Here is a 20,728-nt window from a genome sequence, read left to right as displayed (position 1 = left end):
ACACGTCAGGGGCCTGCCACCGGCGTACCGGTGGCAGGCCCCTGACGTGCGGAGGGTCAGTCCGTGACGTACACGCCGAAGTCCTTCAGCGTCAGCCGCACGCCCTGTCCCCACAGGGACGGCCGCGCCGCGCCGCCCCCCTGCGGCTCCAGCGGTGGCCCGCCGTCCGGGCCGGCCGCGTTGAGCAGGGTGAAGCAGGCGTACCCGGCCAGCAGCTGACGCGGCCGGATGGCCTCCTCCACGCCGTCCGCACCGATCAGCAGGCGGCCGCGGTCGGCGGGACCGTGGCTGCCGATGCGGTCGACGGTGAGCACCTCGGCGCCGTCCACCCACCACCGGGCGGTGCCCGTCGCACGGTCGTAGCCCAGGGCGAGCCGGTGCGCCTGGCCCGGGGTCCGGTCGGCGACCGGAACGGCGCGGCAGAAGGCCGTCGGGTCATCCGGCCCCTGCGCGAACCGTTCGTACAGGGCGTAGACGCGACGATTGGTGAGCGACAGGTTGAGGACGAGCCGGGTCTCCACGTCCGCGGCGATCAGGGCGCCGGCAGCCAGGCGCAGATCCGTGTCCGGGTCGGCGACGCCGTCACCGAAGGGGTGCCCTGCCACTCCGAAGGCCTCGGCCGCCATCTCACTGCGCACGGTGAGCGTGCCGGTGACGTCGAAGCCCGGGAAGCCGGAGGACGCGGTCTGCCGGGGGATGGCCCGCCAGCGCATGTGGTCCTCGCCGGTACCCGGCATGTCGCCGAACGCCCAGCTCGGTTCGCCCGTCCCGGGGTGCCGGGCGATGGGGTCGACGACCAGCCCGCCGGGGGTCTGCCGTACCGTCCCGTCGCCCGCCGGCAACGCCCCGGCGGCACGCAGGTCCCAGCGGGCGCCGTCGCCGTGCGCGTCCAGGCCGCCCGAGAAGTCGTCGAGGAAGGCCGGGCGGCCGGCCACGTGGGCCGGACCGCCCGCCACCGTGTCGTCGAGGGAGGTCACGCGCTCAGCCCTTCGCCAGAGCCGCGACGACGTCGACCACCTCCGCCGGGCTCGGCAGCTCGGCGATCTCCTGGGCGATGTCCCGTGACCGCTTCAGGTACGACGGTTCGTCCAGCAGCTCCCGGCACGCCGCGGCGATGACGTCGCCGCTGTCCTCGCCGTTCAGCACCATCTTCGCGGCGCCGTACTCGACGAGGTTCTCCGTCATGCCCACCTGCTTGGGCATGGCGGGGATGACGAGCTGCGGGATGCCCGCGGTCATCGCGGACAGCATGGTGTTGCCGCCGCCACGGTGGACGAGCAGATCGCTGGAGCGCATCAGCACGTCGATGGGCAGCCATCCGGCCCGCACCCCCTCGGGCAGCGGACCGAGCAGATCGGCCACCTCGTCGGGCACGGCGATGACCATCTCCATGCCGAGCGGTCCCACCTTCTCGACCAGGTCGCGCAGCGGGGCGAGTTCGTAGTCCGGGGTGACGCGGCTGCCCGCCGAGACGACGACCCGCGGCTTCTCGGGCTTGGTGTACATCCACGGGTCGAGCTTCTTGTGCGTGTTGTACGGCACGTACCGCATCGACTGCGACGGGATGGCGTCCTCGGGACGCACGCTCGGCGGGCAGATGTCGATGAACATGTCCTCGCCGGGAATCTCCGACAGGCCGAACTTCTCCAGCTCGGGCGCGAGTTCTGCGGCCGCGCCGAGGTCGATGTTGGCCGGCTCGCCCATGTTCAGGGCGTGCCGCACGAAGGGGATCCGGAAGTGCGCGGCGATGATGGGGGCGGCGTAGGACAGGGAGCCGCCCACGATGACGTCCGGCCGCCACCGTTCGATCAACGGAACCAGACCCTCCAGGCTGGCCGCCGCCAGCCGGCCCATGCCGTGGCCGTTGAACAGGTTCCACTCGTCCGGGTCGTCCGGCTCGATGGCCGGCTTGCCCTCGCGGTCCTGGTACATGAACTGCGGCATGGTGCCCGTGGTGAGGGAGACGCCGGGCAGACCGGCACTCGCCACCGCGGGCAACGTGTTCTCGGTGACGCCGACGAAGACTTCATGACCTGCGTTGCGGGCTGCGGTGGCCAGCGGGACCAGCGGGAAGACCGCGCCCCGGCTTCCGCCCGAGATGAAGAGGATTCGCATGCGGGCGACGCTAGGCGCGGGGAGTCGAACCCCCCTTGAGCCGGAGTGGACCGGGGCTCAGAACAGACCGAGGCTCAGGCAGGCGACCAGGGTGCGGGCCTGCACGTTGAGGTAGTTGCTGTGGCGCAGCAGCTCCTGGGCCTGGTGCAGCGTCACCCAGCAGTGCCCCTCCGGCTCGGCGAGCGGGAAGTCGTCGTCGGCCTCGACGACCAGGTTGCGGGTCACCGCGTGGTGGAACCGGCCGCCTTCCTCGGACTGCACGGCGTCGTAGCGGATCCGGTCGCGCGGGGCCGACAGCAGCAGGCCGAGCAGCTCGCTGCCTGCGCCTGCGCCTGCGCCTGCGGCGTGGTGGGAGGGGGAGCACTGGACGCTCGGCGCGTACTCGCACACGTTCAGCGTGCCCGCCTCGACGCGGGCCTCCAGCAGCAGGTGGAGCACGCCTCCGATCCGCTTCACGAACAGTCCCGACAGCCCCGCGACGGGCGCCACCAGCGGCTGCGACCAACGGCCCACCTCGCGCCGCTCCGCCCGTACGTCGACCCCGATCACCTCGAAGTGCCGTCCGTCGGGCCGGGCGATCCCGCGCTCCGTCCGCTGCCACGACCCCCCGTCGAGGACCTCGCGCAGCGGTATGCGGCGCTGCACCAGCTCGTGGCGGGACCGGGCGTCGGTCAGCCTGCGCAGCACCTCGTGCAGGCTGTGCACGGACCCGTACCGCGGCGCCAGGGACCGCAGGGCCGCCCTGCGGTACGGGTCCGTGGCCGCGTCGACCAGTTCGGGCGCGGGCTCGCCGTAGGGCAGGGTCGACAGGACCGTACGGGAGTCCATGTTGACCAGGTTGTCGGTCCTCAGCAGCTCGCCGAGCTGGGGCAGCGTCACCCAGCGGAAGCCGTCGAGCAGCGGCACCTCTTCCCGTGTCTCCACCACCATGTTGCGGTTCCGCTTGTGCAGGAACCACCAGCCCTGCTCCGACTGGAGGGAGTCGGCGAGCACCGTGCCCCGCTGCGGGCCCATGAAGTACTCCAGGTACGGCACGCGCCGGCCGCGGTGCACGCCGGTGTAGTTGCTGCGCGTGGCCTGCACGGTGGGCGACAGCTGCACGGTGTTGATGTTCCCGGGCTCCATCTTCGCCTGCATCAGCAGGTGCGGTACGCCGTCGAACCGCTTGAGGAGAATGCCCAGCACGCCGATCTCGGACTGCACGATCACCGGCTGCGTCCATTCACGGGGGCGGCGGAAACCGGTGCGCGCCCGCAGGCCGGAGATGGCGAAGAACCCCCCGGACTCGTGCACCAGGTCGCCGCTGCCGTCCTCGAAGTGCCACCCGGACAGCTCGGACAGGGGGATCCGGTCGACCCTGTAGTGGTGGATCCGGGCCTGCTCCGCGAACCACTGCCGGAATTCGGGGAGACCATCGGCCGGGCCGGTGACGGGCCGGGCGACATGCCAGAAGCCGTCCGCCGGGCCACTGCCGCGGGCCTCATCGACCGCTTGCGACGGCGTTGCCATACCATTCGCCAATGTCATATCGGGCACCGTCGCCGCGCCTGCTCGAGCCGTGGTCGAGCACCGGCCGAGGACTTCTCCTCCGGTTCCGCGTCCCTCTCGCACAGGGCGACGGCCCGAGCCAGTGTCGACCGGGGCTTGAGCGGAGGTACGCAGGCTTCGCGGCATGAAGGCGCTTGTATTGTCCGGAGGAACAGGCTCGCGATTGCGGCCTTTCACTTATTCGACGGCCAAGCAACTGCTCCCGGTGGCCAACAAGCCCGTGCTCCGGCACTGCCTGGAGAAGATCCAGGAGGCCGGCGTGACCGAGGTCGGGATCATCGTCGGTGATCACGGCGACCAGATCAGGGCGGCCATCGGCGACGGGGCCCACCTGGGACTGCGGATCACGTACATCAGGCAGCACGCCCCGCTAGGCCTGGCGCACTGCATCGCCGTCGCCGCGGATTTCCTCGGTGACGAGGACTTCGTCATGTACCTGGGAGACAACATCCTCGCGGACGGCATCGTGCCGGCGGCGGAGAACTTCCGGGCCTCCGGGTGCGACGCGACCGTGCTGGTCGCCCCCGTGCCCGACCCACGGGCGTACGGCGTCGCCGAACTGGACGCCGAAGGCCGCATCCGTCGTCTGGTGGAGAAGCCTCAGGAGCCGAAGAGCGATCTCGCGGTCATCGGTGTGTACTTCTTCACGGGCGCGATCCACCGGTCCGTCGCCGCCATCCGCCCGAGCGGCCGCGGTGAGCTGGAGATCACGGACGCGATCCAGCATCTGCTGGACAGCGGCGGCACCGTGCTCGCCGAGAGGTACCAGGGGTACTGGAAGGACACCGGCCGGCCCGAGGACCTCCTGGAGTGCAACCGGGAACTGCTGGCACGGCTGCGGCCGCGGATCGAGGGCGAGATCGACGCCGAGACCTCCGTCGAGGGGCCCGTCGTCATCGAGGCGGGTGCCAAGGTCATCCGGTCCCGGCTGGTCGGCCCGCTGGTCATCGGGGCCGGCAGCGTCATCTCGGACAGCGCCATCGGTCCCGGTGTCGCGGTCGGCCGCGAGTGCCTGGTCAGCAGCGCGGGGTTGTCCGATTCGATCCTGCTCGAGGGCGCCGCGGTGGACAGTGTGCCGGCGCTGCGTCACTCGATCATCGGCCGGTGGGCCAAACTCAGCGCCGCGGACGGTACGCGACCGTCGCGGCTCATCGTCGGTGATCACGCCCAAGCGGAGGTGGCGACATGAAGGTACTGGTGACCGGTGGTGCCGGTTTCATAGGCTCCCACTACGTGCGGTCCATGCTGGCCGGCGCGTACCCGGGCTACGAGGACGCCGAGATCACCGTGCTCGACAAGGTGACCTACGCCGGCAGCCTGGACAACCTGCCCACCGACGACCCCCGGCTCTTCTTCGTCCGCGGGGACGTCTGCGACCAGGACCTGCTGCGGCTGTTGCTGCCGGGCCACGACATGGTGGTCCACTTCGCGGCGGAGAGCCACGTCGACCGCTCGCTGCAGGCGGCGGCGGCGTTCGTCCGCACCAACGTCGGCGGAACCCAGTGCCTGCTGGAGACCTGTGTGGAGGTCGGCGTGCGCACCGTCGTCCACGTGTCGACGGACGAGGTCTACGGCTCGATCCCCACCGGCTCGTGGGACGAGAACGAGCCGCTGCTGCCCAACTCCCCGTACGCGGCCTCGAAGGCGGGCAGCGACCTGATCGCCCGCGCCTTCTGGCGCACCCACGGTCTGGACGTGCGCGTCACCCGCTGCTCCAACAACTACGGCCCGCGCCAGCACCCCGAGAAGTTCCTGCCGCGTTTCATCACCAACCTGCTCAGCGGACTGCCCGTCCCGCTCTACGGCGACGGGCGCAACTCCCGCGAGTGGCTGCACGTCGACGACCACTGCCAGGCCATCCAGCTGGTCCTCACCAAGGGCGCGGCCGGCGAGATCTACAACGTGGGCGGCGGCACGGAGCTCACCAACCGCGAGGTCACCGCACGGCTGCTGGAGCTGTGTGGGGCGGACTGGGACCTGGTCCGCCACGTCGAGGACCGCAAGGGCCACGACCTGCGGTACTCCATCGACGACAGCAAGATCAGCCGGCAGCTGGGATACGCGCCGCGCTGGTCCTTCGAGGAGGGGCTCGCCGACCTCGTCGCCTGGTACAGGGACCACCCCGGCTTCTGGGAGCCGCTGCGCGCCCTGGAGGGCTCGGCATGACACCCGCCTCCGGGCCGGTCGTCCGCCTGGGCCTGATGGGCTGTGCGGACATCGCCCTGCGTCGGGTGCTGCCCGCCGTGGCACGGCTTCCCCGGCTCTCGCTCACCGCGGTCGCCAGCCGCGACCGGGAGCGTGCCGAGCGGGTGACGGCCGTGTTCGGCGGGCGCGCGGTGGCGGACTACGAGCAACTGCTGGACCGGGAGGACGTCGACGCCGTCTACGTTCCGCTGCCCACCGGGCTGCACGCCGAATGGGTCGGCCGCGCACTGGCGGCGGGCAAGCACGTCCTCGCGGAGAAGCCGCTCACCACGGACCCGGCGGCCACCGAAGCGCTGGTGACTCAGGCGCGGGCGGCCGGCCTCGTGCTGCACGAGAACTTCATGTTCCTCCACCACCGGCGTCAGCACCGGGTCCGCGCGCTTCTCGACAGCGGCGCGATCGGGGAACTCCGCTCCTTCTCCGCCGCCTTCGCCATCCCGCCCCGCGACCGCTCCGACATCCGGTACCAGGCGGCGCTGGGCGGCGGCGCCCGGCTCGACGTGGGCGCCTACCCCGTCCGGGCCGCGCTGTACTTCCTCGGCCCCGGCACCCGGGTCGTGGGGTCGGCCCTGAGGCACGAGGAGGACCCGGGCGTGGACGTCGCCGGTGGAGCGCTGGTCAACCGGCCCGACGGAGTCGTCGGTCAGCTCGTCTTCGGCCTGGACCACGCCTACACCTCCCGCTACGAGCTGCTGGGCACGGAGGGCCGCATCACCGTGGACCGCGCGTTCACCCCGCCCGCCGACCACACGCCGGTGGTCCGCCTCGAACGGGGCGGCGGTGTGGAGGAGTTGGTCCTCGAACCGGACGATCAGTGCGCCAACACGCTCGCCGCGTTCGCGGATGCCGTCCTGCGCGGTCGGACCTGCGCCGACCCTTCGCTCATCCGCCAGGCCCAACTGCTCGACGACGTACGCCGACTGGCCGTCGTCACGGCCGCGCACGGCGCGGGGGCCTCCCGTTGAGAGGCCCCCGCGCTCGCCGACGGCTGTGTCCGGCTCAGTAGTTGCCGAGGCCGCCGCAGACGTTGAGCGCCTGCGCCGTCACCGCGGCGGCGTCGTCGCTGACCAGGTACTCGACCATCGCGGCGACCTCGCGCGTCTCCACGTAACGGCCCAGCGGCACACGCGTGGTGATCCGGTCGTGGGCCTCCTGCTCGGTGACTCCCCAGATGTCGCCGTAGTGCTCGCGCACCCGCTCCGCCATCGGCGTCTCGACGAAGCCCGGGCACACCGCGTTCACGGTGATGCCGGTCCGGGCCAGTTCCAGCCCGAGCGCCTTGGAGAAGCCCACCACGCCGTGCTTGGAGGCGGAGTACGGGGCGGCGTGCACGACGCCCTGCTTCCCGCCCGTCGAGGCGATGTTGATGATCCGGCCGCGGTCCTTGTCGAGCATGCCGCCCGTGGTGAGGACCTCCTTGGTGACCAGGAAGACGCTGTTGAGATTGGTGTTGATCACGTCCAGCCACAGCTCGTCCGGGATCTCCGCGGTGGCCCCGCCACCGCTGCGGCCGGCGTTGTTGACCAGGATGTCGATCGGCCCGAAGCGTTCCACCGCCGCCCTGACCAGGGCCCGGATCTGCTCGGGCTGCGCCACGTCGCACGTGGTGCCGTCGACGTCCAGTCCCTGGTCCTGCAGCTCCTTGACCGTGGCGGCCAGCTGCTGCTCCCGCCGGGCGCAGAGGTAGACGCGTGCGCCGAGCCCGGCCAGCCGCTTGGTGATCTCCAGTCCGATACCGCTGGTGGCCCCGGTGACCAGCGCGACCGGTTTGACTGCCTCCGCCATGTTTCCTCCTGACCCGCGTTCAGTCCGACGGTCCGAGCCTGCGCCCAGGGCCTTGAGCGGTGGTCGAAGAGTTCTCGACGGCACCGCGGCCCGAGCCCGTGACCCGGGCGGTGTCGGCGGCGCTCGAGCGACCTTCGAGGTGGCTGGTGGACGGTGGGAACCTCGCTGATCCGGCACCGGAGGAAGTTATGACCAAGACGCCCGTGCCGCCCCATGAGTACGCGCGGATCCAGCAGTTCTACGCCCGCCAGATGCAGGCGCTGGACGAGGGCAGGTTCGAGGAGTACGCCGCCACGTTCACGGAGGACGGCACCTTCCAGCACACTCCCGGCACCGAACCCGCCCGCACGCGCCGGGGCATCGTCGCCGAACTCGTGCGCTTCCACGAGCGGTACCGGGACGAACCGGTCCAGCGGCGGCACTGGTTCAACCAGATCGTGCTCGACCCCCAGCCCGACGGCACCCTTCGCTCCACGGTGTACTGCCTGGTGGTGCGCACCCGCCCCGGCGGCAAGCCGGAGCCGGAGATCTGGCCCAGCTGCATCGTGCGCGACGTGCTGGAGGTGTCCGACGACCGGGTTCTGATGCGCTCCCGCGTCGTCGACTACGACCACATGGGCTGAACTCCGCCCTGGTGGCCGCCCCCGGGACCGGCGGCCACCAGGGCCTGGACGAGCCGGCGGGGACCCGGCGGGGCGGTCGGGACCCTCAGGCCGCGACGAGGGGCAGGGCAGCGTCGGCGGTGTACTGCGGGGCGTCCAGAGCAGGGTCCCCGACCAGGATCGCCTGGTGCAGCTGCTGCAGCCGCGGGGAGGGCACGATGCCCAGCTCGTCGTCCAGCGTCCTGCGCAGCTGCTGGAAGACCTCCAGCGCCCGCCAGACCGCGCCGGACCGGTAGAAGGCCAGCATCAGGTTGCCGGCGAAGGTCTCGTGCAGCGGGTGCTGGGTGGTCAGCACCCGCAGCTCGGCGAGAAGCTCGGCGTGCCGGCCCAACTGCAGATCGGCCTTGATCCGCTGCTCCAGGACCCGCATGCGCGCCTCCTGGATGCCGAGCGTCTCCATCTCCAGCACCCGGCCCATCGGCACGTCCATGAGCGCGTTCCCCCGCCACAGGGACAGCGCCTGCCCGAGAAGCGACGAGGCGCTTCGGGCGTCACCGGCCTCCAGGGCCGTCATGCCCCGGGCGGCGAGCTGCTCGAACTCCCGCAGGTCGCAGACGTCCGGCCGCACGCCGATGCTGTAGCCGCCGAACCGGGTGCTCAGAATGTCCTTGGCGCTCGCGCCCGCTTCCGCCGGCAGGGTGGAGACGATCTTCCGCCTCAGCTGCAGGATGTACGTCTGCAGCGTGGTGACCGCACTGCGCGGCAGGTCGTCGCCCCACACCTCCTCCATCAGGGTCGTGACCGGCACGATCTGACCCGCTCTGATGGCGAGGAGCGCCAGGACCTGCCGCGGCTTTCCCGCGCTCGGAACGATCGACACTCCGTTCATGCGAATCTCAACCGGTCCGAGTATCTCGATTTCCATGGTGGGAGCCTCTCTTCGGGCGAAGCCCTGGTCATGGGCGGCGCCCTGGTCGACGAGTGCTTCTCGAGCCTTCCACGAGGTGCCCGCCAGGCAGTAGTGCCCCCCTCACAGAGATCTCGTGACGAACTCATGCAACCGGAAGGCGTGTATGAGCTTTTAACGGCCGCCGGGACGACGGCACTGTTTTGTTACGGCCGTCTCACGGCACAATGAGCGATCCGTCAAAGGGGCGCCGAAGTGTTCCGAGACGATCAGTGCGTGACAGACAAGTGAAGGAATCTCATCCGTGGACGGAAGACGCCGCCCGCTCGTCTCCGCGGGACCGCGGGGCGGCCCACCGGAGGCCACCGGCCTCACGGCGCGGCCCGGGTACGAGCCCCGGTCCCTGTGGTCCCTGCGCGACGACGCCGTGCTGGAGGACGAGGAGGGCGGTCGCGTGCTCGTCGTGCGCAGTGCCGTCGGCCGGGTCCGGCTGCCGTCGCCCCACCCGATGGTGCGCAGGACGCTCGACCGGATGGTGCTGGGACCGGTCTCCCTGGAGAACGCGGTGGACGCGCCGCGGGGCGCCTTCGAGGGCCCGCCCGGCACGGATCTGTTCTCGGCTCTTCCCGCCGTGCTCTCCGACGTGCTGTGGCGTCTGCAGCACATGGTGGTGCGCTCGATCGGGCTGGACGACCGTCTCGGGCCGGTGCTCTCGGTGGTACCGGTGTGCCGGCAGGCCCGGTTCCGTCCGGTCCTGCCGTCGCCGCACCAGTGGGTGAGGCTGTCCTGCTGCTGCACGCTGACCGTTCGGGGCGTCACCGGGGAGCTGTTCTCCCCTCAGGCGTGTCACCGGGTGCTGCTGCACCGGCCGGAGGCACTGTTCACGACGAGGATGCTGCAGGGGTACGTCACGCCGGCGCAGGCCGCGGCCGAGGCGATGGCACCGCTGCTGGTGCAGGCGATCATCGCCCATGTGGCAGGGGCGGGCATGGTCACCGCGCTCCCCGGGGAGGGGTGCGGTATTTCATCGTTGTACGACCCGGCAATGTTCGATCAATTCTTGCCGCAGTGGCCGGATTGATTTCCTTAACGATCCGGAAAGCGGACGTGCAACGTCCGTTTCAGTCGGGACCTGCCATTTCGGTCGCGATCCGGAATGTCCCGACGGGGGATGCGTCACAGTTCACTCGTCGGGGTGCCCGGCCTCCGTATGCTTCTCTTCGAACGCAATGTCCGCATGATCTGTCGAGGAGAGTCATGGGCGGTATTGCACGGGGGAACGCGCTTTCTGAAGCAGCTTTTGAAATAAACGGGGTGAGAAATCGCTATCTGTCGCCGTGGTTTCCGGTGATCGTCGTCGCCCTCGCCCAGTGCGGGTTCGGCGTGACCGGCATGCTCCGGCTCCTGGCGACCCACCCCTCGCCTGTGAGCGTCGTGGTGTGCCTGGTCTCCTTCGCCGCGGTCCTTCTGCTGCAACTGGTGCACTGCGCGGAGCCGACCCGGCGTCACCGCGCCCGGTACGGCAGGTGGACGCTCTCACTCCAGGCGTTCTTCACCTTCGCCCCCGTCGTGCTCTTCGGCGCGGCCTGGGGTGGCATGGGCGGGTTCGTGGCCGGGAGCACCCTGCTCATCGTCGACGCCCCCCTCTCGTGGATTCTCTTCGCCCTCTATCCGGTGGTCGCGGGCGCCCTGGCCATGGCGAAGGGATTTCCGATGCTCGACATCTCCTGCCTGACCGTGGGCACAGCCATGACCGGGCTGATGATCTACGGCCTGCTCTGTCTGGCTGAACTGCTGAGCGAGGCGCATCGCAACCAGGGCGAGAGCGCGCACCTCGCCGTCACCCGGGAGCGTCTGCGCTTCTCCCGCGACCTGCACGATCTGCTCGGATACAGCCTCGCCTCCATCACGCTCAAGAGCGAGCTGGTCCATCGGATGGTCGAGGACAACGAGCAGGCCCGCAAGGAACTCGGCGAGGTGCTCGACATCTCGCGCCAGGCCCTGTCGGACGTGCGGACGGTGGCCTACTCCTACCGAGAGCTCTCCCTCTGCGACGAGGTCGCCGCCGTACGAAGGGTGCTGGCCGCCGCCGGCGTCGAGGCCGACATCGAGGCGGAGGAGGGCCGTTGGGGCTGCCAGACGGAGACCGCGCTCGCCACGGTGCTCCGCGAGGGGGTCACCAATCTGCTGCGGCACGCCGAGCCGAGCCGGTGCCGCATTAGGCTCCGGGAGGAGGGCGACCATGTGCGGCTGACGCTGTCCAACGACGGCGTGCGGGACAGCGGTCCGAGGATGGTCGTCGGGGGCCGGGGTCTGGACAACCTCGCCGAGCGGATGGCCCGGTTGGGGGGTGCGCTCACCGCCGAGGTCGACGAGCACGGCTGGTTCCACGTCATCGCCGGCTGCCCGCTCGTCGCCCCTCAGCGGACGGTCACAACCAGCCCGCCTCCGAGGCAATCCGTACTGCGTCAAGCCGATTTCGCGCGTTGAGCTTGGCCACGGCCGACGTGAGGTAGTTGCGCACGGTACCCACCGACAGATGGACCTGGGCGGCGATCTCGGTGGTTTCCGCACCGGACGCCGCCCAGCGCAGTACCTCCGTCTCCCGGCTGGTGAGCGGGTTGTCCTCCTGGCTCCACGCGGCATGCATCAGCTGCCGGTCCACCGCCAGTTCGTGCGCCGCGACCTTGCGCACCGCCTCCGCCAGTTCCTGGGACGGGGCGTCCTTGCGCAGATATCCCAGGGCCCCCGCAGCCAGTGCCCGCCGCAGGGTGCCGGGGCGGTCCAGACTGGTGAGGATCAGCACGCCGCACTCCGGTATCCGGTTCCTCAGCTGGGTGGCCGCGGTGAGCCCGTCGAGTCCGGGCAGGTCGAGGTCGACGATGATGACGTCGGGCCGTCTCTCCAGGGCGACCGGCAGGATGGCGTCTCCGGACTCGACTTCCGCGATCACTTCGAAATCCGGCTCCAGTTTCAGGAGCGCCACCAAGGCCCCACGCACCATGTGCATGTCCTCGGCCAGCATGACCCGTATCACAAGTTCCCCCGGTTGATTGACAAAGTCGATACTAGCCCGCCGCGGCTTGTGAAAATGACTGCTTTTCCTGGGATTTGCTGAATTCGGCCACATGCCGCGGCCGTCCGGCGGACGGGCTCGACCAGCCCTCCAGGAACACCCGCGACAGTCCGGGCAGGCAGGCACTCGGACGTCCACGGGAGACACTCATGAGCGCTCGACAGTACGACCCCTCGGCAGCCACTTTGGAGGAGGTGGCCGACGGCGTGTTCGCCTATGTCCAGCCGGACGGCGGATGGTGCCTCAACAACGCCGGCGTGGTCGTCGCCGACGGCGAGGCCGCGCTGATCGACACCGCCGCGACCGAGGAACGCGCCCGGCGACTGCGGACGGCCGTGTCGGCCGTCGCCCCCGCCCCGCCCCGGCTCGTCGTCAACACCCACTTCCACGGTGACCACGCCTTCGGGAACTTCGTCTTTCCCGAGGCCGTGGTCGTGGCCCAGCACCGGACACGCACCGAGATGGCCGCAGCCGGGCTGCACCTGACGTCGCTGTGGCCGAATGTCGACTGGGGGGACCTGCGGCTCGTGCTGCCGACGGTGACCTACGAGGACCGGATGACCCTCCATGTGGGCTCCCTGCGAGCCGAGTTGGTGCATGTCGGTCCGGCGCACACCACCGATGACACGGTGGTCTGGCTGCCGGAACGGGGTGTGCTGTTCACCGGCGACCTGGTCATGGCCGGGGTGACCCCGTTCTGCCCGATGGGTTCGGTGTCCGGTTCCCTGGCCGCCGTCGACCGGTTGCGCGCCTTCGGCGCACGCGTCCTCGTCACCGGACACGGCCCGGTCGCCGGGCCGGAGGCGCTCGACGTGACCGAGGGATATCTGCGCCGGCTCCAGCAACTGGCCAAGGAAGGAGTGGCGGCCGGCCTCGACCCTCTCGACGTGGCGCGTGAGGCCGATCTCGGCGAGTACGCCGGGCTGCTGGACGCCGAGCGGCTGGTTCCGAACCTGTACCGGGCTTACGCGGAGGAGCGGGGTGCGGCCCCCGGTGACCCGCTGGACATCGGGAAGCTCTTCGGCAAGATGATCGAACACCATGGGGGCCTGCCCGTCTGCCACGCCTGAGACGCCAGGGGCCGCGCCCGCGCGGCCCCTGGCGGATCACCCCCTGGACGCGGCGAGTTCGCCGGGCCAGACCCCGAACACTCCGCGCTGGTGCAGGACCGGCGCCCGGGGGAAGACCGCGACCCCTTCCACCCTGCCGATGACGATCCAGTGGTCGCCGGCCTGCAGGGACCGTGTCACCGTGCACTCGGCGTAGCCGACCACCAGGTCCGACAGGACGGGGGCGCCCCCGGCGACCGCGGAGGGCTGCCAGCGCACGCCGGTGAACTTCCGTTCCGACCTGCTCGCGAAGGCCCGCGCCGTGTCCTGGGCGCCGTCCGCGAGCACGTTGACCACGAAGGTCCCCGCCGACAGCAGCGGGGCGAGTGAGCGCGCGGACCGGTCCAGGCAGACCAGCAGCAGAGGGGGATCCATCGAGACGGACGTGACGGCGCTGCAGGTGAACCCTCGAGGAGCACCGTCCGTGTCGACCGTCGTCACGATCGACACCGCCGTGGGGAACGATCCGAAGAAGGCCCGGAATTCGTCTCTAGCCACCGACATGGCACACCGCCGCCGTCCTGGGTCCGAGTTCATCGCGTCCGCAGGTCACCCTCCGCGACCGCTCTGGAGCACCACTGGATCCGGGATGGAGGCGGAAACCGGCCGCGCGGCGGTCCAGCCGGCTTCGAGCGGGGCTGTAGGGACGCGACGGACGCTCGCCGCCACGGCAGCGTCACCGCGTCGGGCTCGCCCGAGCGGCGCGTATCTCATCGGAAGGGCAGGCATGACCATCGTTGATGACGGGCAGCCCGCGGACTCGATGCGGTTCCGCGTCACCGAACTCGCCGAGATCCAGGACCAAGCGCGCGGCGGGCCCGGGCCGCGGGCGACCGAGGCACAGAAGGCCAAGGGCAAACTGACCGTCCGGGAACGCATCGAGCTGCTCTTCGACGAAGGGTCGTTCCAGGAGATCGAGAGCCTGCGCCGGCACCGGGCCTCCGGATTCGGCATGGAGGCGAAGAGGCCCTACACGGACGGGGTGGTCACCGGCTGGGGCACCGTGGACGGCCGCACCGTGTTCGTCTACGCGCACGACTTCCGCATCTACGGTGGCGCACTCGGCGAGGCGCACGCCGCCAAGATCCACAAGGTGATGGATCTGGCCGAGGCGGCCGGCGCCCCCATCGTGGGCCTGTGCGACGGGGCGGGCGCCCGCATCCAGGAGGGCGTCACGGCGCTCGCCGGATACGGGGGGATCTTCCAGCGCAACGTCCGCAACTCCGGTGTCATCCCGCAGATCAGCGTGATCCTCGGCCCCTGCGCGGGGGGTGCCGCCTACTCCCCGGCCCTGACCGACTTCGTGCTCATGGTGCGCGGCACCGCCCAGATGTTCATCACCGGGCCCGACGTGGTGCAGGCGGTGACGGGCGAGGTGATCAGCCACGACGAGCTGGGCGGCGCCGACGCGCACGCCGGGGTGTCCGGGGTGGCGAGCCTCGCCTACGACGACGAGGAGGAGTGCCTCGCGGATCTGCGCTGCCTGCTGTCCCTGCTGCCGTCCAACAACCGCGAACTCCCACCGCACACTCCCTCGGCCGACCCGCCCGACCGGCGCACCGCGAAACTGGCCGACCTGGTGCCCGTGGACCCCAACCGGTCCTACGACATGCGCGCCGTCATCGAGGAAATCGTCGACGACGGCGACTACTTCGAGATCCAGCCGCTGTGGGCGACCAACGTCATCTGCGCCCTGGCCCGGATGGACGGGCACGTGGTGGGGATCGTCGCCAACCAGCCGGCGTCGCTCGCCGGCGTGCTGGACATCCACGCCAGCGAGAAGGCCGCCCGTTTCGTCGCCCTGTGCGACGCGTTCAACATCCCGCTGATCACGCTCGTCGACGTGCCGGGATTCCTGCCCGGCGTCGACCAGGAGCACGGCGGGATCATCCGGCACGGCGCCAAGCTGCTGTACGCGTACTGCAACGCCACCGTGCCGCGGGTCCAGGTGATCCTGCGCAAGGCCTACGGCGGCGCGTACATCGTGATGGACTCCCGCTCCATCGGCGCCGACGTGTCCTTCGCCTGGCCCACCAACGAGATCGCGGTGATGGGCGCGGAGGGAGCGGCCAATGTCATCTTCCGCCGCGAGATCGCGGCAGCGGAGGATCCCGAGGCGGTGCGCGCACAGAAGGTGAAGGAGTACCGCAGCGAGCTCATGCATCCCTACTACGCCGCCGAGCGCGGCCTCGTCGACGATGTCATCGACCCGGCCGAGACACGGCACCGGCTCATCGGAGCGCTCGCCATGCTGCGGGCCAAGCACGTCCCGCTGCCCAGCCGCAAGCACGGGAACCAGCCGCAGTGACCGGCGAAGAACCGCTGTTCCGGGTGGTCCGGGGCACACCGCGGGAACCCGAACTGGCCGCGCTGGCATCGGTGCTCTACGGCTTGGCCCGCCGGGAGACCGCCCAACCCGGCGCCGGAAGGCCGTCCCGGGCCCCGTGGAGCCGACCGCAGACGCCGGCCGGCGCATGGGCCGGCGCACAAGCCCCGTCATGGCGCCCGATGTTGCCCTGACCCGATCCGGGCACGATCGGGTCTCGGTGATCTCGCCCCGTTCCCTACTCCCACGCTGTCGGCACCTGATCTTCCCGTGCTAGGTTGCGCCCCTTGATCGTGAAGGTTAGGTGGGGGCCTTTCATGAAGATGGCGCGATTCTCGCCGCCGACCGCCGCAGCGCTGCTCCTGGGCCTGACGACCGTCATCGGTCCCGGCGCGGTCGGCTCGTACGCGGCGTCGGACGTACCGCTGCCGATCGCGCACTTCGCGCACATGGTGGTGGACGCCCCGCACGGACACCTGTTCATCAGCGGCGGCTCCGGTACCGACGGCGTTCTCGTCACCGACCTCGACGGCGGGAACCCGACGACGATCAGTGGTGAGCCGGGCGCCACCGGTCTCGCCCTCTCCGACGACGGATCCGCACTGTACGCGGCTCTGCCGGACCAGGACGCGATCGCGGCGATCAGCACGGAGAGCCTGACCGAGTCCGCTCGGTACGCCACGGGCGCGGGCACCCGTCCGGACTCGCTGGCCGTCGCCGGGGGCACCCTCTGGTTCGGATACGGCACGGCGGGCGCGGGCGGCATCGGATCCGTCGACGGGGCCGGTACCGTCACGTTGCGGCAGGATTCCGGCAGTTGGCCGGCAGCGCCGATGCTGACGACGACCCCGACGCCCTCCGGCGTCCTCGCGGCCGCCGCGCAGACGGGCGACACCTCCGCCGTCGTCACGTACCGGGCCGAGGGCGGTGCGCTGACCCGGCAGGCCGCGAAGGCGCTGCCCTTCCGCGACCTGAGCGACTTCGCGGTCACGGCGGGCGGGCAACATCTGGCGGTCTCGTCCGAGCAGGACCTGAACGCGAGCACCCAACGGTTCCGCACCTCGGATCTCGCAGTGGACGGGCGGTTCGCCGACGCGACGTACGCGACGGTCGCCGTGGCCCCGGACGGGACCATGGCCGGCGGCGACCGCTCGCTGCACACGTTTCCGGAAACGGGCGACGGCGACTACACCCAGTACGGCTACGACTATCCGCTGCGCCTGGCCGCACACGGCCTCGCCTGGGCACCGGACGACAGCCGGGTCTACGGCGTGGCCGTGGACGCGTCCGGGGGATCACCGACGCTGCACATCACCCGTACCCCGGAAACCGCGTGGGTCCGTCTCTACGGAACCTCGACCACCACCCCGCTCGCCCCCGGCGAGGCCTACACGTTCCGGACGGGCTTCGGTTCGCCCCTCAACCTCAGTGCCGGGGAATCCATGATTCCGGGCACCGTACGGATCACCCGCCACGACGACGCCGATCCGGACGGCCTGCTCATCACGGACCCGACAACCACCCCGGCACGCATACCGTTCGACTTCTTCGGCTCCTACTACGTCGCCGGCACCGCTCCCGCCACCGGATCGCTCAGCTTCCGCGTCGACTACTCAGGAGCCGGCCACTACGCCCCGGCGAGCCAGACCTTCGACATCCCGGTGGCGAAGTACGCGCCCACCATGGCGCTGACCGCTCCCTCCGCCGCGAACCGTGCCGCGGCGATGACCATCACCGGCCGACTCGCCTGGCCGCACGCGCATGTGACGACCGGCGCGGTCCACGTCGTCAAGACCGACCAGGCGCACCCCTCCGGCTACGCGGTGGGCACCGTGCCCGTCGCCGCCGACGGCGGCTTCGCCTTCCACGACACCCCGCAGGTCGGCGGCGCGAACACCTACGCCTTCACCTACGACGGTGGCACGTCCTACCTCCCGGTCGCGGCGTCGGCGCAGGTGCAGGTGTCCCGAGCCACTCCGGGCCTGAGCGTGGCGACCGACGCGAAGTCGTACCACTCCGGCGCGACCGTCAAGGTCACCGCGCACCTGGGGACGACGTACAACTCCCGTGTCGTGACGCTGTACGCCCAGCCCGCGGGGGCGTCGCGGACGCAGCTGAAGAGCGGCAAGGTCGACGCGCAGGGGAACCTCGTGGCGTACTACAGGATCAGCCGCAACACCGTCTTCAGCGCGGTCTTCGCGGGCGACTACCGCTATGCGCCGCGCACGGTGACGACCGGTACGACCGTCACACCCACGGTCCGCACGCAGATGCAGTGGCCCACCGGGACCACCCGCATCGGATCCACCACCTACCAGGTCTTCCACAAGTCCGAAGTCAACATGGGCTTCAACCTCCAGGTCACCCCCCGTCAGTCCGGCGGCTGCATGTCGGTGTACCTCGAGCACTACTACTCGGGGGCCTGGCACCAGGTCACCTCGCAGAGCTGTGTGCCCTTGTACTCCGACGGCTGGTACGGCTACGGCCGCGCTCTGAAGCTCTTCACGAGCAACGACCACTACCGCATCCGCGGCCACTACACGCCGCCCGCCAAGGGCGCACAGACCGGCAGCGTGTGGAGCCAGTGGACGTACCTCACGGTCCGCGCCGGCTGAGATCCGAAGCGCCCGGGGGCCGCCCGGCCCGTCCGAGTGTCCCGAACGCCCTACGTCCCCTCGGACCTCACCGGCACGCACAGCCACGCGAGGCCTGCGGCGGTCAGGTAGGCGAGCGCGCCGACGGCCATGCTGATGCGCAGCCCGGTGCCGTAGTCGGTGGCCGTGGCGAGCAGGCTGCCGCCGAGCGCCACGCCGGTGGCGCTGCCGATCTGGCGGGTGGTGTTGAACAGGGCCGAGGCGGCCCCCGCGTACGCCGGGGGTGCGGCACCCATCACGGTGGCGGTGGAGCCGGTGAGGGCGAAGGAGGTACCGAACCCCGCGGCCATCATCGGGGCCACCAGCAGCGGGTAGGCGGGGTCGTCTCCCGCCGCGGCCCAGCCGGCCAGCCCCAGGGCGGCGAGGAGCATGCCGGAGATCACCAGCGGACGATCGCCGGTGCGGCGGGTCAGCCGCCCGGACAGGACGGAGGCGAACATGGTCATCGCCACCGCCGGGAACAGCGCCAGCCCGGTGCCGAGCGCGCTGAAGCCGCGCCGGTGCTGGAACTCCAGGCTGGCGGTGAACACCATGCCGTAGAAGCCGAAGTTGAACAGCAGGCCGACGACGGCTCCGCCGCTCATCGCACGAGAGCGCAGCAGGCTCGGCGGGAGGGCGGGAGACCGGGCCAGCCGCTCCCGTACCGCGAACGCCGCGGCGGCCGGCACGGTCAGTCCCATCCCGGCGAGAACAGCCGGATCGGACCAGCCCCGCCGTCCCGCCTCGTTGAGCGCCGCGGTCAGCAGCGCCACCGCCGCCACGACCGCGCACTGCGCCGGCCAGTCCAGGGCCCGGGCGGCGCGCCGGGGGGAGCGCGTCACGAACCGCAGTGTCAGCGCCAGGCAGGCCACACCGACGGGCAGGTTGATGAGGAACACCCAGCGCCAACCCACCGTGGAGACGAGCAGTCCGCCCAGCAGCGGCCCGGCAGAGGCCGCGACGCCCGCCATCGAACCCCACAGCCCGAAGGCCCGCGAGCGTGCGGCCGGCGCCGGGTAGGCCTGCTGGAGCAGGGCCAGGGAACCGGGCACGATCAGCGCCGCGCCGAGCCCCTCCGCCAGCCGGGCCGCAACCAGGAAGGGGGCGCTCGGCGCGAGCGCGCACGCGGCCGAGGACACGGTGAACACCGCCACGCCCCAGCAGAAGACCCGGCGGTTGCCGAGCCGGTCGCCCAGGGCGCCACCGGTCAGCAGGAACCCGGCGAAGACCAGGGTGTACCCATCGGTGATCCACTGGATGCCGGTGAGCGAGGCGGACAGCTCCCGGCCGATCACGGGCACGGCGACGTTGATGACCGTCACGTCCAGGATCACCATGAAATACCCGGCGCACACCGCCGGCAGCGGTGCCCAGGACCGTCGTTGGGACTTCGGGGCCGACTCGGGGGGCACGGACTCACCGCCACCGGCCGACTCCGCGAACGCCACGGCCCCAACTCCATCCCGTCCACGGAGCACCAAGCAAAAGTCACAGTAAGGGACTTATAGGCCACATTGCGGTAGCCGGGCTGGTCAACGCCGTGCTGCTCGGCCTGCTCGCACGCCGGCTGCGGGCACGGGAAGCGCACATTCACCGCGCCATGACGAAACTGGGCGCCCGCGACCGCGCCCAACTCGTCGTCATCGCCTACCAGTCGGGCCTCGTACAGGCCGGCCCGCCCGTGTCCTGACTCGCGCTCTCGCGTGCGGCGGGCCGAGGGTTAGGCTCTTTCTGATCATTGCTGCTGAAGAGGGGGGTTCCGAGGTATGAGCGGAAGAGTGACGGCGGTCAGCAGTAACGGCGAGTACTCGTTCACCAAGCCGAACCGGGACAGCGTCACACTGCTCGCCGGGCTCGGTGTGGAGGGGGACGTACACGCCGGTGTGACGGTCAAGCACCGCTCGCGCGTGGCGCAGGACCCCACCCAGCCGAATCTGCGCCAGGTCCACCTCATGCACGAGGAGCTCTTCGCCGAGGTCGGCGAAGAGGGGTTCGAGTTGGGGCCCGGCGAACTCGGCGAGAACATCACCACCCGCGGCATCGATCTGCTCGGTCTTCCGGTCGGCACACTGCTGCGCATCGGTGACTCCGCGGTGCTGGAGGTCACCGGCCTCCGCAATCCCTGTCTGCAGATCGACAACTTCCAGGACGGGCTGCTGAAGCAGGTCGTCGGCCGCGACGAGGCGGGGAACATCGTGCGCAGGGCCGGAATCATGAGCATCGTGAGGGAGGGTGGCGTGGTGCGCCCCGGTGACCCGATCGAAGCGGAACTTCCCGACGGCCCGCACCGGCCCCTGGAACGGGTCTGACCGGCCTGCAGACGACTGGGCTTTCCCTCGGCCCTGGAACTACCCGCGGCCGGCCCGCACCGCTCCGATAAGATGTTCGAACTTCGTGAATGCCCACCGCCCTCCGTCGGCGG

General features: G+C 70.7%; 19 protein-coding genes and 1 pseudogene. 12 read left to right on the top strand and 8 right to left on the bottom strand.

The genetic code is table 11. The annotated features are described in order from the left end of the window. Nucleotides 1-56 precede the first annotated feature (56 nt). The 3 genes from ACFYZE_RS04945 to ACFYZE_RS04935 are packed head-to-tail and all read right to left on the bottom strand — an operon-like array spanning nt 57 to nt 3,624. Entirely contained in the window at nt 57-977 is a 921-nt protein-coding gene (locus ACFYZE_RS04945; RefSeq protein ID WP_388988672.1) for a DUF6081 family protein, read from the bottom strand. A 4-nt stretch (nt 978-981) separates the two neighbouring features. Next, complete coding sequence (locus ACFYZE_RS04940; RefSeq protein WP_388988669.1) at nt 982-2,115, bottom strand: nucleotide disphospho-sugar-binding domain-containing protein; 1,134 nt, start codon at nt 2,113-2,115, stop codon at nt 982-984. 57 nt (nt 2,116-2,172) lie between these two features. Beyond that, the gene (locus tag ACFYZE_RS04935) at nt 2,173-3,624 is read right to left on the bottom strand and encodes an NDP-hexose 2,3-dehydratase family protein (protein ID WP_388988666.1); all 1,452 of its coding nucleotides are present in this window, start codon (nt 3,622-3,624) and stop codon (nt 2,173-2,175) included. A 163-nt stretch (nt 3,625-3,787) separates the two neighbouring features. Between ACFYZE_RS04935 and ACFYZE_RS04930 the strand changes: the two genes are divergently transcribed. The 3 genes from ACFYZE_RS04930 to ACFYZE_RS04920 are packed head-to-tail and all read left to right on the top strand — an operon-like array spanning nt 3,788 to nt 6,833. Beyond that, nucleotides 3,788-4,852, top strand: coding sequence for a glucose-1-phosphate thymidylyltransferase (locus tag ACFYZE_RS04930; RefSeq protein WP_388988663.1), 1,065 nt, complete (start codon nt 3,788-3,790; stop codon nt 4,850-4,852). Beyond that, nucleotides 4,849-5,829 (top strand): dTDP-glucose 4,6-dehydratase, encoded by a 981-nt coding sequence (rfbB, locus tag ACFYZE_RS04925; RefSeq protein ID WP_388988660.1) that lies wholly within the window; start codon nt 4,849-4,851, stop codon nt 5,827-5,829. The genes ACFYZE_RS04930 and rfbB overlap by 4 nt, the downstream gene beginning before the upstream one ends. Further along, a complete protein-coding gene (locus ACFYZE_RS04920) occupies nt 5,826-6,833 on the top strand; it encodes a Gfo/Idh/MocA family protein (RefSeq protein ID WP_388988657.1) in 1,008 nt (335 codons plus the stop codon). Before rfbB ends, ACFYZE_RS04920 begins: the two co-directional genes overlap by 4 nt. A gap of 34 nt (nt 6,834-6,867) precedes the next feature. On the opposite strand, the gene ACFYZE_RS04915 is transcribed toward ACFYZE_RS04920, so the two are convergent. Next, complete coding sequence (locus ACFYZE_RS04915) at nt 6,868-7,653, bottom strand: 3-oxoacyl-ACP reductase (protein ID WP_388988654.1); 786 nt, start codon at nt 7,651-7,653, stop codon at nt 6,868-6,870. A gap of 188 nt (nt 7,654-7,841) precedes the next feature. Between ACFYZE_RS04915 and ACFYZE_RS04910 the strand changes: the two genes are divergently transcribed. Continuing rightward, a complete protein-coding gene (locus ACFYZE_RS04910; RefSeq protein WP_388988651.1) occupies nt 7,842-8,276 on the top strand; it encodes a nuclear transport factor 2 family protein in 435 nt (144 codons plus the stop codon). Nucleotides 8,277-8,361: 85 nt separating this feature from the next. Here ACFYZE_RS04910 and ACFYZE_RS04905 read toward each other — a convergent pair whose 3' ends face one another. Further along, nucleotides 8,362-9,144 (bottom strand): BTAD domain-containing putative transcriptional regulator, encoded by a 783-nt coding sequence (locus ACFYZE_RS04905; RefSeq protein ID WP_388988648.1) that lies wholly within the window; start codon nt 9,142-9,144, stop codon nt 8,362-8,364. A gap of 322 nt (nt 9,145-9,466) precedes the next feature. On the opposite strand from ACFYZE_RS04905, the gene ACFYZE_RS04900 reads away from it, so the two are divergent. Together ACFYZE_RS04900 and ACFYZE_RS04895 are read left to right on the top strand one after the other, a co-directional pair. Next, nucleotides 9,467-10,243, top strand: coding sequence for a hypothetical protein (locus tag ACFYZE_RS04900; RefSeq protein ID WP_388988645.1), 777 nt, complete (start codon nt 9,467-9,469; stop codon nt 10,241-10,243). Between the two features lie 233 nt (nt 10,244-10,476). Continuing rightward, nucleotides 10,477-11,652: a sensor histidine kinase gene (locus ACFYZE_RS04895; protein ID WP_388988642.1), complete on the top strand. Its 1,176-nt coding sequence runs from the start codon at nt 10,477-10,479 to the stop codon at nt 11,650-11,652. On the opposite strand, the gene ACFYZE_RS04890 is transcribed toward ACFYZE_RS04895, so the two are convergent. Beyond that, a complete protein-coding gene (locus ACFYZE_RS04890) occupies nt 11,594-12,187 on the bottom strand; it encodes a DNA-binding response regulator (RefSeq protein WP_388988640.1) in 594 nt (197 codons plus the stop codon). The genes ACFYZE_RS04895 and ACFYZE_RS04890 overlap by 59 nt on opposite strands. Nucleotides 12,188-12,387: 200 nt before the next feature. Here ACFYZE_RS04890 and ACFYZE_RS04885 point away from each other — a divergent pair, with 200 nt between their 5' ends. Beyond that, a complete protein-coding gene (locus ACFYZE_RS04885) occupies nt 12,388-13,308 on the top strand; it encodes an MBL fold metallo-hydrolase (RefSeq protein WP_388988637.1) in 921 nt (306 codons plus the stop codon). Between the two features lie 36 nt (nt 13,309-13,344). Here the strand turns inward: ACFYZE_RS04885 and ACFYZE_RS04880 are convergent, their stop codons facing one another. Then, a complete protein-coding gene (locus ACFYZE_RS04880) occupies nt 13,345-13,851 on the bottom strand; it encodes a flavin reductase family protein (protein ID WP_388988634.1) in 507 nt (168 codons plus the stop codon). A gap of 223 nt (nt 13,852-14,074) precedes the next feature. Here ACFYZE_RS04880 and ACFYZE_RS04875 point away from each other — a divergent pair, with 223 nt between their 5' ends. The 3 genes from ACFYZE_RS04875 to ACFYZE_RS04865 all read left to right on the top strand — a co-directional run bounded on the left by ACFYZE_RS04875 (nt 14,075) and on the right by ACFYZE_RS04865 (nt 18,288). Then, nucleotides 14,075-15,655 carry an acyl-CoA carboxylase subunit beta gene (locus ACFYZE_RS04875; RefSeq protein WP_388988631.1) on the top strand — a complete coding sequence of 527 codons (1,581 nt, stop codon included), beginning with the start codon at nt 14,075-14,077 and terminating at the stop codon, nt 15,653-15,655. Continuing rightward, a complete protein-coding gene (locus ACFYZE_RS04870; RefSeq protein ID WP_388988628.1) occupies nt 15,652-15,867 on the top strand; it encodes an acyl-CoA carboxylase subunit epsilon in 216 nt (71 codons plus the stop codon). The genes ACFYZE_RS04875 and ACFYZE_RS04870 overlap by 4 nt, the downstream gene beginning before the upstream one ends. Before the next feature lie 123 nt (nt 15,868-15,990). Continuing rightward, nucleotides 15,991-18,288, top strand: coding sequence for a YncE family protein (locus tag ACFYZE_RS04865; RefSeq protein WP_388988625.1), 2,298 nt, complete (start codon nt 15,991-15,993; stop codon nt 18,286-18,288). Nucleotides 18,289-18,338: 50 nt separating this feature from the next. On the opposite strand, the gene ACFYZE_RS04860 is transcribed toward ACFYZE_RS04865, so the two are convergent. Continuing rightward, the gene (locus ACFYZE_RS04860) at nt 18,339-19,754 is read right to left on the bottom strand and encodes an MFS transporter (protein WP_388988622.1); all 1,416 of its coding nucleotides are present in this window, start codon (nt 19,752-19,754) and stop codon (nt 18,339-18,341) included. Between the two features lie 137 nt (nt 19,755-19,891). Here ACFYZE_RS04860 and ACFYZE_RS04855 point away from each other — a divergent pair. Next, nucleotides 19,892-19,996, top strand: a pseudogene (locus ACFYZE_RS04855) (DNA-binding response regulator); the annotation flags it as partial. A 76-nt stretch (nt 19,997-20,072) separates the two neighbouring features. Beyond that, a complete protein-coding gene (locus ACFYZE_RS04850) occupies nt 20,073-20,615 on the top strand; it encodes an MOSC domain-containing protein (RefSeq protein WP_388988619.1) in 543 nt (180 codons plus the stop codon). The last annotated feature ends 113 nt before the right edge of the window (nt 20,616-20,728 follow it).

The organism is Streptomyces sp. NPDC001796, assembly GCF_042892355.1.
Taxonomy (GTDB): Bacteria; Actinomycetota; Actinomycetes; order Streptomycetales; family Streptomycetaceae; genus Streptomyces.
The sequence above is the reverse complement of the archived record's forward strand: the minus strand, read 5'-3'. Positions and strand labels throughout refer to the sequence as shown.

What these genes read in the sequence shown, in the direction of transcription:
- ACFYZE_RS04940 (WP_388988669.1), bottom strand. Translation starts at nt 2,115, where the DNA reads ATGCGAATCCTCTTCATCTCGGGCGGAAGCCGGGGCGCGGTCTTCCCG.
- ACFYZE_RS04885 (WP_388988637.1), top strand. Translation starts at nt 12,388, where the DNA reads ATGAGCGCTCGACAGTACGACCCCTCGGCAGCCACTTTGGAGGAGGTG.
- ACFYZE_RS04920 (WP_388988657.1), top strand. Translation starts at nt 5,826, where the DNA reads ATGACACCCGCCTCCGGGCCGGTCGTCCGCCTGGGCCTGATGGGCTGT.
- ACFYZE_RS04865 (WP_388988625.1), top strand. Translation starts at nt 15,991, where the DNA reads ATGAAGATGGCGCGATTCTCGCCGCCGACCGCCGCAGCGCTGCTCCTG.
- ACFYZE_RS04850 (WP_388988619.1), top strand. Translation starts at nt 20,073, where the DNA reads ATGAGCGGAAGAGTGACGGCGGTCAGCAGTAACGGCGAGTACTCGTTC.
- rfbB (WP_388988660.1), top strand. Translation starts at nt 4,849, where the DNA reads ATGAAGGTACTGGTGACCGGTGGTGCCGGTTTCATAGGCTCCCACTAC.
- ACFYZE_RS04875 (WP_388988631.1), top strand. Translation starts at nt 14,075, where the DNA reads ATGACCATCGTTGATGACGGGCAGCCCGCGGACTCGATGCGGTTCCGC.
- ACFYZE_RS04910 (WP_388988651.1), top strand. Translation starts at nt 7,842, where the DNA reads ATGACCAAGACGCCCGTGCCGCCCCATGAGTACGCGCGGATCCAGCAG.
- ACFYZE_RS04880 (WP_388988634.1), bottom strand. Translation starts at nt 13,851, where the DNA reads ATGTCGGTGGCTAGAGACGAATTCCGGGCCTTCTTCGGATCGTTCCCC.
- ACFYZE_RS04935 (WP_388988666.1), bottom strand. Translation starts at nt 3,624, where the DNA reads ATGGCAACGCCGTCGCAAGCGGTCGATGAGGCCCGCGGCAGTGGCCCG.
- ACFYZE_RS04930 (WP_388988663.1), top strand. Translation starts at nt 3,788, where the DNA reads ATGAAGGCGCTTGTATTGTCCGGAGGAACAGGCTCGCGATTGCGGCCT.
- ACFYZE_RS04905 (WP_388988648.1), bottom strand. Translation starts at nt 9,144, where the DNA reads ATGAACGGAGTGTCGATCGTTCCGAGCGCGGGAAAGCCGCGGCAGGTC.
- ACFYZE_RS04890 (WP_388988640.1), bottom strand. Translation starts at nt 12,187, where the DNA reads ATGCTGGCCGAGGACATGCACATGGTGCGTGGGGCCTTGGTGGCGCTC.
- ACFYZE_RS04915 (WP_388988654.1), bottom strand. Translation starts at nt 7,653, where the DNA reads ATGGCGGAGGCAGTCAAACCGGTCGCGCTGGTCACCGGGGCCACCAGC.